Annotated in this window: 15 protein-coding genes; 8 read left to right on the forward strand and 7 right to left on the reverse strand. The window is 47.0% G+C overall.

Annotated elements, in window-relative coordinates:
- Positions 1-5: 5 nt before the first annotated feature.
- From folE2 to TRQ7_RS04720, 7 genes are all read right to left on the reverse strand, one after another.
- Positions 6-785 (reverse strand): GTP cyclohydrolase FolE2, encoded by a 780-nt coding sequence (gene folE2 / locus TRQ7_RS04690; protein WP_041844128.1) that lies wholly within the window; start codon positions 783-785, stop codon positions 6-8.
- Positions 782-1,144 carry a 6-carboxytetrahydropterin synthase QueD gene (queD, locus tag TRQ7_RS04695; protein ID WP_038066914.1) on the reverse strand — a complete coding sequence of 121 codons (363 nt, stop codon included), beginning with the start codon at positions 1,142-1,144 and terminating at the stop codon, positions 782-784. Before queD ends, folE2 begins: the two co-directional genes overlap by 4 nt.
- 13 nt (positions 1,145-1,157) lie before the next feature.
- Positions 1,158-2,411 (reverse strand): HD-GYP domain-containing protein, encoded by a 1,254-nt coding sequence (locus TRQ7_RS04700; RefSeq protein WP_038066917.1) that lies wholly within the window; start codon positions 2,409-2,411, stop codon positions 1,158-1,160.
- A complete protein-coding gene (locus TRQ7_RS04705; protein WP_015919151.1) occupies positions 2,408-2,932 on the reverse strand; it encodes an NTPase in 525 nt (174 codons plus the stop codon). The genes TRQ7_RS04700 and TRQ7_RS04705 overlap by 4 nt, the downstream gene beginning before the upstream one ends.
- Entirely contained in the window at positions 2,929-4,434 is a 1,506-nt protein-coding gene (locus tag TRQ7_RS04710) for a hypothetical protein (protein ID WP_041844129.1), read from the reverse strand. Before TRQ7_RS04710 ends, TRQ7_RS04705 begins: the two co-directional genes overlap by 4 nt.
- 45 nt (positions 4,435-4,479) lie before the next feature.
- Entirely contained in the window at positions 4,480-5,553 is a 1,074-nt protein-coding gene (locus tag TRQ7_RS04715) for a DUF362 domain-containing protein (protein WP_038066919.1), read from the reverse strand.
- 84 nt (positions 5,554-5,637) lie between these two features.
- On the reverse strand, positions 5,638-6,762 hold the full coding sequence (locus TRQ7_RS04720) for a prolyl oligopeptidase family serine peptidase (protein WP_231555994.1): 1,125 nt from the start codon (positions 6,760-6,762) through the stop codon (positions 5,638-5,640).
- Positions 6,763-6,990: 228 nt separating this feature from the next.
- Between TRQ7_RS04720 and TRQ7_RS04725 the strand changes: the two genes are divergently transcribed.
- The 8 genes from TRQ7_RS04725 to TRQ7_RS04760 are packed head-to-tail and all read left to right on the forward strand — an operon-like array spanning position 6,991 to position 16,049.
- On the forward strand, positions 6,991-8,136 hold the full coding sequence (locus TRQ7_RS04725; protein WP_038066958.1) for an ROK family transcriptional regulator: 1,146 nt from the start codon (positions 6,991-6,993) through the stop codon (positions 8,134-8,136).
- Positions 8,137-8,164: 28 nt separating this feature from the next.
- The gene (locus tag TRQ7_RS04730) at positions 8,165-9,979 is read left to right on the forward strand and encodes an ABC transporter substrate-binding protein (protein ID WP_041844130.1); all 1,815 of its coding nucleotides are present in this window, start codon (positions 8,165-8,167) and stop codon (positions 9,977-9,979) included.
- Between the two features lie 60 nt (positions 9,980-10,039).
- Positions 10,040-11,056, forward strand: a complete 1,017-nt coding sequence (locus TRQ7_RS04735; RefSeq protein WP_041844131.1) for an ABC transporter permease — start codon at positions 10,040-10,042, stop codon at positions 11,054-11,056.
- 3 nt (positions 11,057-11,059) lie between these two features.
- Positions 11,060-11,902: an ABC transporter permease gene (locus TRQ7_RS04740; protein WP_015919161.1), complete on the forward strand. Its 843-nt coding sequence runs from the start codon at positions 11,060-11,062 to the stop codon at positions 11,900-11,902.
- Positions 11,903-11,904: 2 nt separating this feature from the next.
- Positions 11,905-12,897, forward strand: coding sequence for an ABC transporter ATP-binding protein (locus TRQ7_RS04745; RefSeq protein ID WP_041844132.1), 993 nt, complete (start codon positions 11,905-11,907; stop codon positions 12,895-12,897).
- Positions 12,894-13,700, forward strand: a complete 807-nt coding sequence (locus TRQ7_RS04750) for an ABC transporter ATP-binding protein (protein ID WP_041844133.1) — start codon at positions 12,894-12,896, stop codon at positions 13,698-13,700. Before TRQ7_RS04745 ends, TRQ7_RS04750 begins: the two co-directional genes overlap by 4 nt.
- Positions 13,700-13,900, forward strand: coding sequence for a hypothetical protein (locus tag TRQ7_RS04755; protein ID WP_038066936.1), 201 nt, complete (start codon positions 13,700-13,702; stop codon positions 13,898-13,900). Before TRQ7_RS04750 ends, TRQ7_RS04755 begins: the two co-directional genes overlap by 1 nt.
- Positions 13,884-16,049 (forward strand): beta-glucosidase, encoded by a 2,166-nt coding sequence (locus TRQ7_RS04760; RefSeq protein ID WP_041844134.1) that lies wholly within the window; start codon positions 13,884-13,886, stop codon positions 16,047-16,049. Before TRQ7_RS04755 ends, TRQ7_RS04760 begins: the two co-directional genes overlap by 17 nt.
- Positions 16,050-16,055: the final 6 nt, after the last annotated feature.

Raw genomic sequence — 16,055 nt, forward strand, 5'->3', positions numbered from 1 at the left:
GCCCATCAACCCTCCAGAACAAAATCTCCTTTCTCCACACATGCGAACGCGTTGTGATTGTGTATACTCTCCATGCTCTCCACGTAGACTCTGTACCAGGTGATTCTTGGATCCTTCTCCAGATCGAGGGCAACGTCCCTTGCCACGTCTTCCACGAACTTTGGATTCTCGTAGGCTCTCTCTGTGACGAATTTCTCATCGGGCCTTTTGAGAAGGGTGTAAAGGGGAACGCTCGCGTTCCTTTCGGCTATCTCAACCAGATCTTCGAACCATATGAACTTTCTCGTTCTCACGTGTATCTCAACGAACGCCCTCTGATTGTGGGCACCATAGTCGCTGATTTCCTTCGAACAGGGACATAGATTGTGCACCGGAACCCTGACTCCTATTTTAAAAGAGAAGTTCTTTTCCTTTTCGGCTTCAACAAAACAGTCCACTTTCAGAGGGGAAACTTTCCGTGTGACGGGAGACTCCTTCCACACGAAATAGGGAAAGCGGATCTCAAGATGTGCTCTCTTTGCTTCCATGGTGACGATGAGATCGTCCAGAACCTTTTCGAAAATGTGAGGCGTGATTTCTTCCAGTCCGTTCAGCACCTCTATGAAACGGCTCATGTGAATACCCCTTTTTTCTCTGTGAAGATCCACCGAACAACTTATCTGTGCGACGGTTGGCTGGTATCCGTCTCCTTTCAACAGTACCTTCAAGGGCCAGCTGAGATCTTTTATTCCCACCTTCTTCAGTGGCACCATCCTCGTGTCTTTCTCGTTCTGAACGTCTTTCAAACCTTCTCACCTCTGTACACAACACCGCTCGTTTCGGTCTCCCACAGTTCTATCTCCACAAGGCGAACACCACACTCTCTGAGGGGACCTGAGAGTTGTTCCCAGATCCAGATGGCGACTCTTTCAGTGGTCGGCTGCTCGAACAACTCGTTCAGATAACTGTGGTCCAGTTTCTTTATCACCCGATCTTCCACCATTTTCTTCAGTTCTGCAAAGTCCATGACCATGTCTTCCTCGTTCAGAGGGCCTTCCACCTTCACGGTGAGTCTGTAGGTGTGACCGTGCAATCTTTCGCACTTTCCGTGGTACTTCACCAGGTTGTGTGCAGCCTCGAAGGAAAACTTCTTCACCAGAACCATGTTTTCACCCCTGCTAGAGGACATAATCTCCAAACCTTTCGACGACTCTGTCCAGAAAGGACTTCATTTCTTGCCTCAACTCTTTTCCCACTTCCAATTCTTCAAAATTCAACTCCCTCACTGTTGATCCGAGTATTTCGAAGGCCTCCTTGTCCAGTTTTCCCTCCTTTACCTCGTCTCTGATGATATTCATGGCTTTCTCCACATCCATCTTAGGACGATAGGGTCGCTTTTCCATGAGAGCGCTGAACACGTCTGCCACCTGCAAGATTTTATCTTCAGGGCTCATTTCCTCTCCTTTCAACTTGAAGGGATATCCAGAACCGTCGATCCTTTCGTGGTGCCTTACAGCAGGCAGAAACCATTCTTCCTTGTTCATCGGAAGAAGTATGAGATAAGAAAAGTACACGTGTTTTCTCATCACCCGAAACTCTTCCTCATCTAGCTTTGCTGGTTTTTCCAGTATCCTGTAGTTCACACTGATTTTTCCTATGTCATGGTACAGTCCCGCTCTGAAGAGGCTTTCAGCATCCTTTCCAGATGCTTTTCCCATTTCCTTTGCGATGTTTGCAACCCTCCAGGTGTGCTCACTGGTGAACTCGCTCTTGGCGTCTATTATGAAAGAAACGATCTTTCCAAACTGAGTAACATCTTCCGCTGTGCATTCCGGACAGTTCGTCACGTATTCTTGAAGGAAATCAATTGTGGATTCGGTGAGGATGTGTTCAAGTTGCCACTGGGTGAACTCTTTCAGAAGGATTTCCCGGCATGCTTCGAAGACTTCCGGGAAGAAAAAACTCTTCATTTCTTCAAGAGGAACCAGTATCTCTTTTGGTTCGGTATCATGGTTGATCATCACGTATCTTGAGACCTGATCCGATATGAACACCACGTTTGCGTACATGTCCTCGTTCCTGGATGGGTCCAGATGAAACGCAGGAAAGTGGTGCTTCAAAACGATAGGAGACAGAAACTTGAGTCTTTCCACATAGTCCGTTATGAAACTGCCCAGTATGGAGTGAAGGTGCAGAGGTTTTCCAGGGGTGTCCTTTATGATGATGAAAGCGTTGTCCATGTCGTCCAGGATGGTCTTTTCACCATCGTATGGGAGGATCAAACCAAGATCGTGAAGCAAGCCTGAGAGGAGGGCAGTTGAGGTGTCCAGATTCAGTTTTTCGGCGATTTGAAAGGCAAGAAAAGCGACCTGAAAAGTATGTTTTCCCAGGGGTGGTATGGTCTTGAGTAAATTGAAAAGAACCCTTATCATTCTCCGACACCTCGGTTAGATTTTAACATGTCCAGTATCCTCTTCAGGAGAAGGTCTCTGTTTCTTTCGTTCAACTCAAAGATGATAACATCTTTTTTGTTTTTGATCTTCTCCACGAACGGGTCACTTGATTTTTTGATCGTTGCAATGAGATCTTTTTCGCTGTTGAAGGCCTTCTCAACAACCCTTTTGAATCTTTCGGAGAGAAGTTCCATTTTACCTATCTCGTCTATGATCACAACACTCTTTTCTTCAAGTGCTCTTTCCACCGAATCGACTCCCAGTTCTTCCAGATCTTTCAGGTTCACTCCGTACTTTCCCACCCGGTGCTGAGAGGGAAATCCCACCTTCGCGAGGATTCCCTCTCTTCCATCAAGGGTGACTATTTTGAAACCAACCCTCTTTCCCTTCTCTCTCATTTCTTCAGTGTAGAAGCCTCCTGCATTCTGCAGGAGGCTTGAGATCTTTTTGATGAGTGTGGTCTTTCCAACACCCGGCCTTCCGGTGATCAGGATTTTCATTTCAGTTCCAGACTGTTCAGGATCTTCTCAAACACACTCTCCAGTCTCTTGAAATCCTCTTCGAGGGCGTAAAAACTCATGTAGAGATACTGTCCCTCTTTCTCTGGAAACTGAACAATCCAGAAGAGAAAATTCTGCCCCGTTTCGTAATCGGGCATGGAGCTTTCTATGAAGTTGACCTCGTAATTTGGTGTTTTGACGGTTTCTCCGTTTTCAAGAGGCTCGGTTTCATAGTGGATTTCCGCGAAGGTCAGATCGGCGATGTCGAATATGAAGTAGTGAATACCTTCGGAGAGTTCGTAGTAGGTGTAACTGGGAACATCCACTTTGAAAGTATCCGTTTCAACGGTTTTCATCGAAACTTCCCTGGAGAGTTTGAAAGTCCCTTCAGCGGTTCTTTCACCGTCGATGTAGAAAGACACCTTCCAGTTTCCAAGGTCCTTTTCACCAAGGCCATCTGACGGTATCCAGCCCCACACGCTGTCGTAGTAATCGTATCCTGTCTCAACCACCGGGGCAACGATGTAGTAAACGGTTTCTCTCAGATTTCCACTGGGATCGTACCATTCCCATTTGAATATGTGGGAGTTTTCAAAGGGATCCGTATTGCTCCACATGACGATTCTTTTGTCAAAGAGGTTGAACGTGTCGTCGGTGGCGAAGGGAGTGTTTTCGTATACGCTTCTGCAGAAAAGAGACTCGGTGATGGATACTGACTCTTTTGGAAGATGTTTTATCTCACCTGAGACGTTCTCAAACACAACGGAAGTACCATCTGATATGGAGAATGGGTCTTCCACATCGGAGAACAAAAGATTTAGCCTTCCATCTTCGACTCTACCACTGAAGGCACCATCCCAGAATTTTGAAGGTCCCAGTGTTCCTGGCGAATCCACCCTCTTCCACCAGCCGAAGATGTTGTTTTCGATCATGACCCCTTCTATCATTCTTTCTCCGAGTGACCCTTCGATGTGATTTCCACTCTGAAAAATCTCAAGGATATCGTTCGATGATTTCCAGTTACTGAGACTGACGTGTTCGCTCACATTGACGGAAGAAAGAATCCTTTCCAGGCTCTGTAGATCTTCTTCTGGAGGATTTCCAGCCACGAAACTCCAGATGGCAAGATCCTTCATTCCCATTGGAAACACCCTGACGTCGAAGACAAGATCTGTTCCTTCAAACCTGTAGTAACGACCTTTGAAACCGTTCCAGGTGATCTCTTTCTGATCGACAAGGGATGCATCCTGAGACAGTCCCGAAACCAGCGACTCTTCGACACCAGCATCGTAGATGAAAAACACACCAACACCCTGCGTGAGAGTCTGTCCGTCGCTCATTCCCTTGAAGACGCCCGTCGAGTTCAAACCCAGCGAAGGGGTCTTCTGCCAGTCTGATGGTTGCTGCCACGTGATTGGCCCGAAACTTTCCGTGACCCATTCTTCCTGGGACAACCCAAAAGCTGCTAGAAGAACCATACCGATCAAAAGAAATCTTCGCACGATAAAACCTCCTTATGTGAGTTGACAACACTATTAAATCACTTTTTATTTCAAATTACAAGCCACCTTCACCAGTTCGTATTCTCTTGTCCCAAGACCTATCTCTTCTGCGTATTCAAGCTGGGTTTTCCAGGTGACGTTTGGATGAACCTCAAGGAAGGGATCCTTTCCAGTTTTCTGAAGCACAAGATCGATGCACGCTTGATCCAGGGCAACTGGATCGGTACTCACGGCAATCCCGATGTCTGGTGCCACAGGAGGTTTGTTCATGTTCCAGCAGTCACAGTCCGGAGAGACGTTCATGATGAAGGAAATGAAAACCGCTTTTTTGTCTTTCAGAACGGCTTTTGCGTATTCGGCCATCTTCTTGCTGAGAGAGTCCGTTGAACTGTCCCACTTCGGTGACATCGCACCGTAAGAACACATCGCAATGCATTGTCCACATCCGATACATTTGTCGTAGTCTATCCTTGCAACTTTCGTAACTGTGATGGCTCCGACCGGACAGAATTTCGCACATGTTCCACAGGCAACGCACTTTTCTTCCACAACGTACGGTTTCGAATCGGAGTGTTGTTCCATCTTTCCTGCCCTTGAGGCACTTCCCATTCCGACGTTCTTTATCGTGCCTCCAAATCCGGTTGCCTCGTGTCCTTTGAAGTGTGTCACCGCAACGATGACATCAGCCAGAGCGATTGCAGCACCTATCTTCGCTTCTTTCACGTATTTTCCATCGATTCGAACCTTCACCTCATCGCTTCCCCTCAGACCATCGGCTATGATCACAGGAGCTCCCGTCACTTCGTAAGTGAAACCGTTCAAATATGCGTTTATCAGATGATCGACGGCGTTCGATCTGTGACCTGTGTAAAGTGTGTTCGCATCGGTGAGAAAGGGTTTTCCACCGAGATTTCTTATCTGGTCAACGATCACCTTCACGTACTGAGGTCTGATGAAGGCAAGGTTCCCGTACTCACCAAAATGGAGTTTCACAGCCACGAACTTTCCCTTTTCGATGATCTTCTCGAGTTCCACCTTCTTCAGGAGAAGTTCCAGTTTCTGAAGCATGTTCATGTTCGGGTTTGTCGTCATGTCGGTGAAGTACACCTTTGCCGGCATGTTCATCCCTCCTTCTTCAGGAATCAAAAAGAGAGCCCAGATGGGCTCTCTCGATGTTGAGTTTTCACTTAAATTCTACCACAACTATCTACTTTGTTCAAACAACCACTCTATAACTTGCTGGTTTTCATAAGTTGGTGCCCACGACCAGTGAGGATCCCAGTTGTGAGATTCCATGAATCCTTTTTCGTACTCGGTGTACCTGACTTTTCCACCTATCTCTGAAAGTTTTTTCACCAGTGTGCGTGAATTTTCCACCGGAACAATCGGATCGTCTTCCGCATGGAACACCCAGACGGGAATATCTTTTATCCTCTCAACCTTACTGACATCTCCTCCCCCGCATATCGGTATTGCGGCTGCAAAGAGATCAGGAAAATTCATAATAGCGCTCCAGGTGCCGTATCCTCCCATAGAAAGGCCCGTGATGTAGATTCGATCCTCGTCTATGTTGTATTCATCGAGGAGTTTCCTGATGATCTTTATGACAGCAAGAAGAGGTTTCTCTGGATTGAAAGGATTTGCCCTGTCGGTGAACAGGGTGGACCAGCTGCTGTTTGGAGGACACTGCGGAGCAAGGACAAAACACGGATGTGTTACCTGGTACCTTGGCTGTGCCCAGACGATGGCACCACGATTTCCGGCGAGTTGCAGGTAGTTATCCGTTCCTCTCTCACCTGCTCCGTGCAAGAAAACCACAAGCGGGTATTTCCTGTCTGTTGTTCCCTCTGGAACGAAGAGTCTGTAAGGGATTTCTATCCCCGTTTCTGGATCTTTAAAGGTGAAAGAGAGAAAGTCATCGATGATGAGGTGTTTTTCGCCTGTCTGCTCTGCTGTAAATGGTTCCACAGTGTTTCCATTCACATCCACAACGGGAACAAGCTGTGAAACGATGTAGTTCAGTTTCACACGGGTGTTGAGGAATGTTTCTGGAATGGACACCAGAGTACCTGCATTTGGATCCTTGGGTGAGAGTTCCAGAATCACAAATTTTCCACGATTGCTGAAAATGCTGAAGGAGATATCACCGCTGTTGTTTGCGTACACCTTCGTGATCGTTCTTGAAGAGTACGTGTCACCCGTTTTTACCTTCACCGAGAACTGATCCGTTGAGAGTTTCCACCCATCGATTTCAACGGGATACTCGATTACAGCTGCACAGACTTTTTCACCTTCCGGGAAAACTTTGGTGATGAGAGAAACCTTCATAATCATCCCTCCTTTGTCTCAAAAATGATATCATCCATCGAATAGCCTCTGAAGATGAATTCAGTTGTAACTTAAAGAAAACATGAGAATTCAAACGATAATTCTAAATAATTCTACATATTTGTCTGTAAATTCTGAAAATGCCCATTAATCGTGTTTGTATTTTCTGAGACCAATCGCTATAATTTCTTTCTGAGGAAGATACAAAATTCATCGGGAGGCATTTTCGTGCACAAAAAACTCAATCCCAGATCCATGAAACAGGAAAACAAAAGAATGATCTTGAGATACCTGATAGAAAGTGGTCCACACAGTAGAGTTGAGATTGCAAAAAAGACGGGTCTTGCTCAGAGTGCGATCTGGAGAATCGTTGAGGAGTTGATTAACGAAGGTTTAATAGAAGAAAAAGGGATGGCAACGGGCCGAAGAAGACGGGCTGTGACATATGGGCCTACAAGATCGTTTGTCACAGCGATCATATACAACGTGGAAGTTCTTGAAACACTTGTGGCCGTAGGTTTCCTGGATGGAACCTGGAGAATTGTGGAAAGGTTTCCCACTCCAAGGGTATTTGAAGAATTCAAAGAAAAAGTGAAGGAATCTTACGAGAACATCCTCAGAACCCATACACTGAACGAGAGCATCTCAAAGCTGGTGTTTTCGCTTCCAGGAATAGTGAACACTGAAAAGAGACTGTTGATCCATGCACCGAACCTTGGCTGGAGAGATGTTGATTTTCAAAAGGAGTTCGAAGGTTTGGGGTTCGATGTGATGGTAGAAAACGATTCAAATCTTTCCCTTCTTGCTGAGGAGTTCTTCTCTCAGGATGTGAAAAGCTCCAGTGTTTCATTCTTTCTCTATTTTGGTGAAGGTATCGGCGGTGCGATTTCGGTGAATGGAAGTATCGTCAGAGGAAAGAACTTCGCCGCTGGGGAAATAGGGCACGTCGTTCTGGATATCTCCAGTAACAGGGAGGTGGAGGATTTTCTCTCCATATCGAAACTCATCGCCGAGGTGGAAAAAAAGGTAAATCTGCAAGGTGAGTTTCTCGAAGAGAAATTTCGCTACCTCAAAAGGTTGTGGTTTTCTGGAGAAGAACGCGCGAGAAAGATCATGGATAATTACCTTCGCTGTGTGGCAGTTGTTTTGAAGAACGTGATCTACTTTTTGAACCCGGGTGTTATTGTTCTCGGAGGCATAGTGAACGACCTCTGGGAAACGTTTGGCTCTTTCATAAAGAAAGAGCTTGAGAAGATAACAGACAGAGAGATCGCCGACGTTCTCATAAGAGACACGATCTTCAAGGAAGTAGCACCATCTCTTGTTGGCGGAAATGTACTGGTGATAGAGGAATTTTTGAAAAGTGTGGGTTAACTCACTTCATCATAAGGGAGGTGTTTTTATGAAGAAGTTTCTGGTGTTTCTACTGGTCCTCGTGGCTTTGTCCAGTTTGATGGCACAGGTTTCTCTGCCTCGTGAAGACACAGTTTACATCGGTGGAGCCATCTGGGGACCTGCCACAACCTGGAATCTCTACGCACCGCAGTCCACATGGGGTACAGATCAGTTCATGTACCTTCCAGCTTTCCAGTACGATCTTGGAAGGGACGCCTGGATTCCTGTCATCGCAGAAAGGTACGAATTTGTGGATGACAAAACACTGAGAATCTACATCAGACCCGAGGCAAGATGGAGCGACGGAGTGCCGATCACGGCGGAAGATTTTGTCTATGCACTGGAGCTGACAAAGGAACTCGGTATAGGACCCGGTGGTGGATGGGACACCTACATTGAGTACGTAAAAGCCGTTGACACCAAAGTAGTCGAGTTCAAAGCAAAAGAAGAAAACCTCAACTACTTCCAGTTCCTTTCCTACTCCCTCGGTGCACAACCGATGCCCAAACACGTCTACGAAAGGATCAGAGCACAGATGAACATAAAAGACTGGATCAACGACAAACCTGAAGAACAGGTTGTTTCTGGTCCTTACAAACTCTACTACTACGATCCCAACATTCTTGTGTATCAGAGAATCGATGACTGGTGGGGCAAGGACATATTCGGACTTCCAAGACCCAAGTACCTGGCCCACGTCATCTACAAGGACAACCCGAGTGCAAGTCTTGCCTTCGAAAGAGGTGACATCGACTGGAACGGCCTCTTCATTCCGAGTGTATGGGAACTCTGGGAAAAGAAAGGACTTCCCATTGGAACATGGTACAGCAAGGAACCGTACTTCATCCCGGACGGTGTGGGATTCGTGTACATCAACAACACCAAACCGGGTCTGAACGACCCTGCTGTGAGAAAGGCGATCGCTTACGCAATTCCATACAACGAAATGCTCAAGAAAGCATACTTCGGATATGGAAGCCAGGCTCATCCGTCGATGGTGATCGATCTGTTCGAACCGTACAAACAGTACATAGACTACGATCTTGCCAGGAAGACCTTCGGAACGGAAGATGGCAGGATACCGACCAACCTTGAGATGGCAAGCAAGATCCTGGACGAAGCGGGGTACAAAAAAGGCCCGGATGGTGTGAGAGTAGGACCGAATGGAACAAAACTTGGCCCCTACACGATCTCCGTCCCGTACGGCTGGACCGACTGGATGATGATGTGTGAGATGATCGCAAAGAACCTGAGAAGCATCGGAATCGATGTGAAAACAGAATTCCCGGACTTCTCCGTGTGGGCAGACAGGATGACCAAGGGAACTTTTGATCTCATCATATCCTGGAGTGTTGGACCAAGTTTCGATCATCCATTCAACATCTACAGATTCGTGCTCGACAAGAGGCTTTCCGCTCCTATCGGAGAGGTCACCTGGGCTGGAGACTGGGAAAGGTACGACAACGATGAGGTGCTGAAACTTCTTGACACAGCAGTTTCTACACTCGATCCTGAGGTGAGAAAACAGGCTTACTTCAGGATCCAGCAGATCATCTACAGGGATATGCCGAGCGTGCCGGCGTTCTACACGGCCCACTGGTATGAATACTCAACGAAGTACTGGATCAACTGGCCAAACGAGGACAATCCAGCATGGTTCAGGCCATCTCCGTGGCACGCAGACACCTGGCCGACTCTGTTCATAATCTCCAAGAAGAGCGATCCACAGCCTATTCCATCCTGGCTCGGAACGGTCGATGAAGGAGGAATAGAAATACCCACAGCAAAGATCTTTGAAGACCTCCAGAAGGCAGCCATGTGATATTTTCCCCGGCCCCGAGGGGCCGGGTTTCACAAAAATCGAGCGGGGAGTGAGAATTGAATGGGATCAAAGTCTATGCTCAGGTACCTTTTAAGGCGTTTCATATTCCTCCTGATCACTTACATAGTCGCAACGACAATCGTTTTCATCCTTCCAAGGGTCATACCTGGAAATCCTCTTTCCCAGATCCTTTCCAATCTCTCAAGGGTGGCTCAATCAAATCCAGAGGCTATAAGGGCAGCCGAAAAGACGTTGATGGAAGAGTTTGGGTTCGGAAAACCCTGGTATGTTCAATACTTTGAATTCATCTACAAGGCGCTTCGAGGAGATCTCGGAACGTCCATAACTTTCTACCCGAGGAAAGTGATCGACCTGATCATACCGGTTATTCCATGGACACTTGTTCTTCTTCTTCCAGCAACGGTTGTCGCATGGATTCTGGGAAACAGTCTAGGTGCTCTGGCGGCTTATAAGAGAAACACATGGATAGACAAAGGAGTGCTCACCGCGTCCCTCATTGTCTCTCAGATTCCGTACTACTGGCTTGGAATGATTTTCATCTTCTTTTTCGGCGTAAGACTTGGCTGGTTACCTGTTCAGGGGGCTTATTCTCAGGGAACGATACCGAATCTCAGCTGGTCGTTCTTCATAGATGTTTTGAAGCATTACATCATGCCCTTTGCGTCCATCGTTGTTTCTGCCATGGGCGGATGGGCGATAGGTATGAGACTCATGGTTATCTACGAACTGGGAAGCGATTATGCGATGTTTTCCGAGTATCTTGGTATGAAGGATAAAAGAATATTCAGGTACGTCTTCAGAAATTCACTTCTTCCGCAGATCACAGGACTCGCTTTGAGTTTAGGAGGAGTTCTCGGTGGTTCTTTGATCACAGAAATAGTTTTCAATTACCCCGGAACGGGGTATCTTCTCTTCAGAGCGCTGACCACCCTCGATTATCCTCTGATACAGGGAATCTTCGTGATTTTGATAGCGTCCATTTACCTTGCCAACTTTGTGGTCGATTTTGTTTATGCCTTGATAGATCCAAGAATAAGACTGGGACAGGAGGCATGAGATATGTTTTTGACGATGGTCAAGCCGCTTTTTAAGAACAAAAAATTCATAATAGGTCTGTCTGTTTTTCTGTTTTTCTTGCTTCTTGGAATACTGGGACCGGTGTTTTACAGAGTGGACCCCACCGAGATGACATGGGACTATGAGCAACCTCCTTCCGCAACTCATCCGCTTGGAACGGACACATATGGAAGAGATGTCCTTGCTCAGTTGCTCCATGGAATTCGGTCTTCTCTTTACATCGGTTTCCTTGCGGCGATCATCTCACTCGTGATAGGAACGGTCATAGGCAGTCTCTCGGCGGTGAAGAGAGGTATAGTGGATGACACTCTGATGGCGATAACCAACATCGTGCTCACAACACCGTCTATCCTGATAGCCATTCTGATAGCCAGTTACTTGAAGGTAAGAAGTGTGGAGATGGTTGCGATCATACTGGGGCTTTTCCAGTGGCCATGGTTTGCAAGGGCCATAAGAGCACAACTCATGAGTGTGATGTCGAGAGAGTACGTTTACCTCTCCATAATGGCAGGCTACTCTGACCTCAGACTCGTGATAGAAGACCTCATACCCACCATAGCAACGTACGCTTTCATGTCGTTTGTTCTGTTCATAAACGGAGGAATCATGGGAGAGGCTGGTCTGAGTTTGATCGGGCTTGGTCCAACTCAGGGAATTTCCCTTGGCATCATGCTTCAGTGGGCGGTTCTCATGGAGGCGGTGAGAAGGGGTCTCTGGTGGTGGTTTGTTCCACCTGGATTGGCCATCGTGGCAGTCACCGCTTCTTTGCTCGTGATCAGTACTGCAATGGATGAAGTCTTCAACCCACGTTTGAGGGAGGAATGAGGATGAAGGAAGTGCTTTTAAAAGCGGAAAATGTGAGGGCTTACTATAAATTGGAGAAGGCTTCTGTCAAGGCCGTAGATGGGGTTTCCTTCGAGATACTGGAAGACGAGGTCATAGGAGTTGTCGGAGAGTCAGGATGCGGTAAGACGACCCTTTCGAACGTGATCTTCATGAACATGGTGAAACCCTTGACGCTCGTGGATGGAAAGATATTTCTGAAAGCAAACGGAAAATTCGAAGAAATCTCATCGATGACAAGGGAAGAGGTGAAAAAGAGATTCTGGGGAAAAGAAATCACGATAATTCCCCAGGCTGCCATGAACGCGCTGATGCCGACGATCAAAATGGAAAAGTACGTAAGACACCTTGCCGAATCTCACGGTATAGACGAGCACGAACTTCTTGAGAAGGCGAAGAGAAGGTTCGAAGAAGTAGGATTGAAACCCATGTGGCTCAAAAGGTACCCGTTTGAACTCAGTGGAGGAATGAGGCAAAGGGCCGTGATAGCGATCGCAACAATTTTGAATCCCAGCCTACTCATAGCGGACGAACCAACTTCTGCTCTGGACGTGGTCAACCAGAAGGTCCTTCTGAAAGTCCTGATGCAGATGAAGCGACAGGGAATTGTGAAGAGCATCATATTCATCACACACGACATAGCAACTGTAAGACAGATTGCAGACAGGATGATCATCATGTACGCTGGAAAGATCGTGGAGTTTTCCCCGGTGGAGTCCATACTGGAAAAACCGCTTCACCCCTACACTCAGGGGCTCTTCAACTCCGTCTTGACACCGGAACCAGAGGTCAAAAAGAGAGGAATCACTACCATTCCTGGAGCACCTCCGAACCTTATAAACCCACCTTCTGGATGCAGGTTCCATCCAAGGTGTCCACATGTGATGGATATATGTAAGGAGAAGGAACCACCACTGACAGAAATAGAACCTTCACGGAGAGTGGCATGTTGGCTTTACACGGAGGAGAGAGCATGAGCAGATTAGAGGTAAAGAATCTCACGAAGATCTTTTCCCTTGGGTTTTTTTCAAAACGTCGTGTAGAAGCGGTGAAAAACGTCTCCTTCGAGGTGAAAGAAAAGGAAATAGTGTCCCTTGTTGGAGAAAGTGGATCCGGAAAGACAACAACTGCGAAGATGATTTTGAGGCTCCTTCCTCCCACATCTGGAGAAATACGGTTCGAGGGAAAAGACATCTGGAGGGATCTCAAAGATAAAGAATCGCTCGTTGAGTTCAGAAGAAAGGTCCATGCTGTGTTTCAGGATCCGTTTGCAAGTTACAATCCTTTCTACCCGGTCGAGAGAACCCTCTGGCAGGCGATAAACCTTCTGGAAAACAAACCTTCCAATAAAAAAGAAGCCCTTGAACTCATCAAGGAGTCTCTGTTCAGAGTGGGAATCGATCCAAAGGATGTCCTTGGAAAATATCCTCATCAGATCTCAGGTGGGCAGAAGCAGAGAATAATGATCGCAAGATGCTGGATCTTGAGGCCTCTCCTGATTGTCGCAGACGAACCCACATCCATGATAGACGCGTCTTCCAGAGGAGGTATCATAAAACTCCTCGAAGAACTCAGAGAGGAACAGGGAACTTCTATAATATTCATCACTCACGATCTCGGGCTTGCTTACTACGTTTCTGACAACATATTCGTTATGAAAGACGGCGAAATCGTTGAAAGAGGTCATCCAGACAAAGTGGTGCTGGAACCTTCTCACGAATACACAAAAGTACTCGTGGGTAGTATACCGAAACTCTACAGGAAACTGGAGGACCTGTGATGTTCACCCGGGCTATAATGACACTTTTTTCCTGGGCTCTTGTTCTCGAAATCATCGTTCTTGTGTACTACCTCTGGCGTGGTCTCAGGCCTGTGGAGTTCTATCTTAACCTTGGACTTCTTGCTTTCACGATGTTTTTTCTGATATTCCTTGCAGTCAGGGAGAAAAAGAGGAGGGATGAAGATGGAAAAGGTGAATGAAATCCTCTCTCAACTCACTCTGGAAGAAAAAGTAAAACTTGTAGTGGGGGTAGGACTTCCGGGGTTGTTTGGAAATCCCCATTCCCGGGTGGCGGGTGCCGCTGGAGAAACACACCCTGTTCCAAGAGTGGGTCTTCCTGCTTTCGTTCTGGCGGATGGTCCAGCAGGACTTAGAATAAATCCTACAAGAGAAAACGATGAGAACACCTATTACACCACCGCTTTTCCTGTTGAGATCATGCTTGCCTCCACCTGGAACAGAGAGCTTCTCGAAGAAGTGGGAAAGGCAATGGGTGAGGAGGTTAGAGAATACGGTGTGGATGTGCTCCTTGCTCCCGCGATGAACATACACAGAAATCCACTTTGTGGAAGAAACTTTGAATACTACTCGGAGGATCCTGTCCTCTCCGGTGAAATGGCCTCTTCCTTTGTGAAGGGATTCCAGTCACAGGGAGTTGGTGCGTGTATAAAGCACTTCGTGGCGAACAACCAGGAGACGAACAGAATGGTCGTGGACACGATCGTGTCCGAACGTGCTCTCAGGGAGATATACCTCAGAGGATTCGAGATCGCTGTGAAGAAATCAAAACCGTGGAGCGTGATGAGTGCTTACAACAAACTCAATGGGAAGTACTGCTCGCAGAACGAGTGGCTCCTGAAGAAGGTTCTCAGGGAAGAGTGGGGTTTCGAAGGTTTCGTTATGAGTGACTGGTACGCTGGAGACAATCCCGTGGAACAACTCAAAGCAGGCAACGATCTCATCATGCCTGGAAAGGCCTACCAGGTGAACACAGAACGAAGAGACGAAATAGAAGAGATCATGGAGGCCCTGAAAGAAGGAAAACTCAGCGAAGAAGTTCTCGATGAATGTGTAAGAAACATCTTGAAAGTCCTTGTGAACGCACCTTCTTTCAAAAACTACAGATACTCCAACAAACCCGATCTTGAGAAGCACGCAAAGGTTGCTTATGAAGCAGGAGCAGAAGGTGTTGTCCTTTTGAGGAACGAAGAGGCTCTTCCTCTTTCTGAAAACTCGAAAATAGCCCTCTTTGGAACGGGCCAGATCGAAACGATAAAAGGTGGAACAGGAAGCGGCGACACCCATCCAAGGTACGCTATTTCCATCCTTGAGGGGATAAAAGAAAGGGGTCTGAATTTCGACGAAGAACTCGCAAAAACCTACGAAGACTACATCAAGAAGATGAGAGAAACAGAAGAGTACAAACCAAGAAGGGATTCCTGGGGAACGATCATAAAACCAAAACTTCCAGAAAACTTCCTTTCGGAGAAGGAAATACACAAACTGGCGAAAAAGAACGACGTGGCGGTCATCGTGATCAGCAGGATTTCCGGAGAAGGCTATGACAGAAAGCCGGTGAAGGGAGACTTTTACCTTTCTGACGATGAGACTGATCTCATAAAGACTGTCTCCAGAGAGTTCCATGAACAGGGCAAGAAAGTGATCGTTCTTCTCAACATAGGAAGTCCTGTTGAGGTTGTTAGCTGGAGAGATCTGGCGGATGGGATTCTCCTTGTGTGGCAGGCAGGACAAGAAACCGGCAGGATCGTTGCCGATGTTCTCACTGGAAGGATCAATCCATCTGGAAAACTTCCAACCACCTTTCCGAGAGACTACTCTGATGTACCCTCCTGGACCTTTCCTGGAGAGCCAAAGGACAATCCACAGAAGGTGGTCTACGAAGAGGACATCTACGTGGGATACAGGTACTACGACACCTTCGGTGTGGAGCCGGCGTACGAGTTCGGATACGGCCTTTCTTACACGACCTTCGAGTACAGTGATCTGAACGTTTCGTTCGACGGTGAAACACTCAGAGTTCAGTACAGAATAGAAAACACGGGCGGTCGTGCAGGAAAGGAAGTCTCGCAGGTTTACATCAAGGCACCGAAAGGAAAAATCGACAAACCCTTCCAGGAACTCAAGGCGTTTCACAAAACCAGACTTTTGAATCCTGGAGAGTCTGAAGAAGTGGTGCTTGAGATACCTGTCAGAGATCTTGCAAGTTTCAACGGTGAAGAATGGGTTGTCGAAGCGGGTGAATACGAAGTAAGGGTTGGTGCGTCTTCGAGGAACATAAAACTTAAAGGAACGTTTTCCGTCGGTGAGGAGAGAAGATTCAAACCGTGAAGGAGG

The organism is Thermotoga sp. RQ7 (assembly GCF_000832145.1).
Classification (GTDB): Bacteria; Thermotogota; Thermotogae; order Thermotogales; family Thermotogaceae; genus Thermotoga; species Thermotoga neapolitana.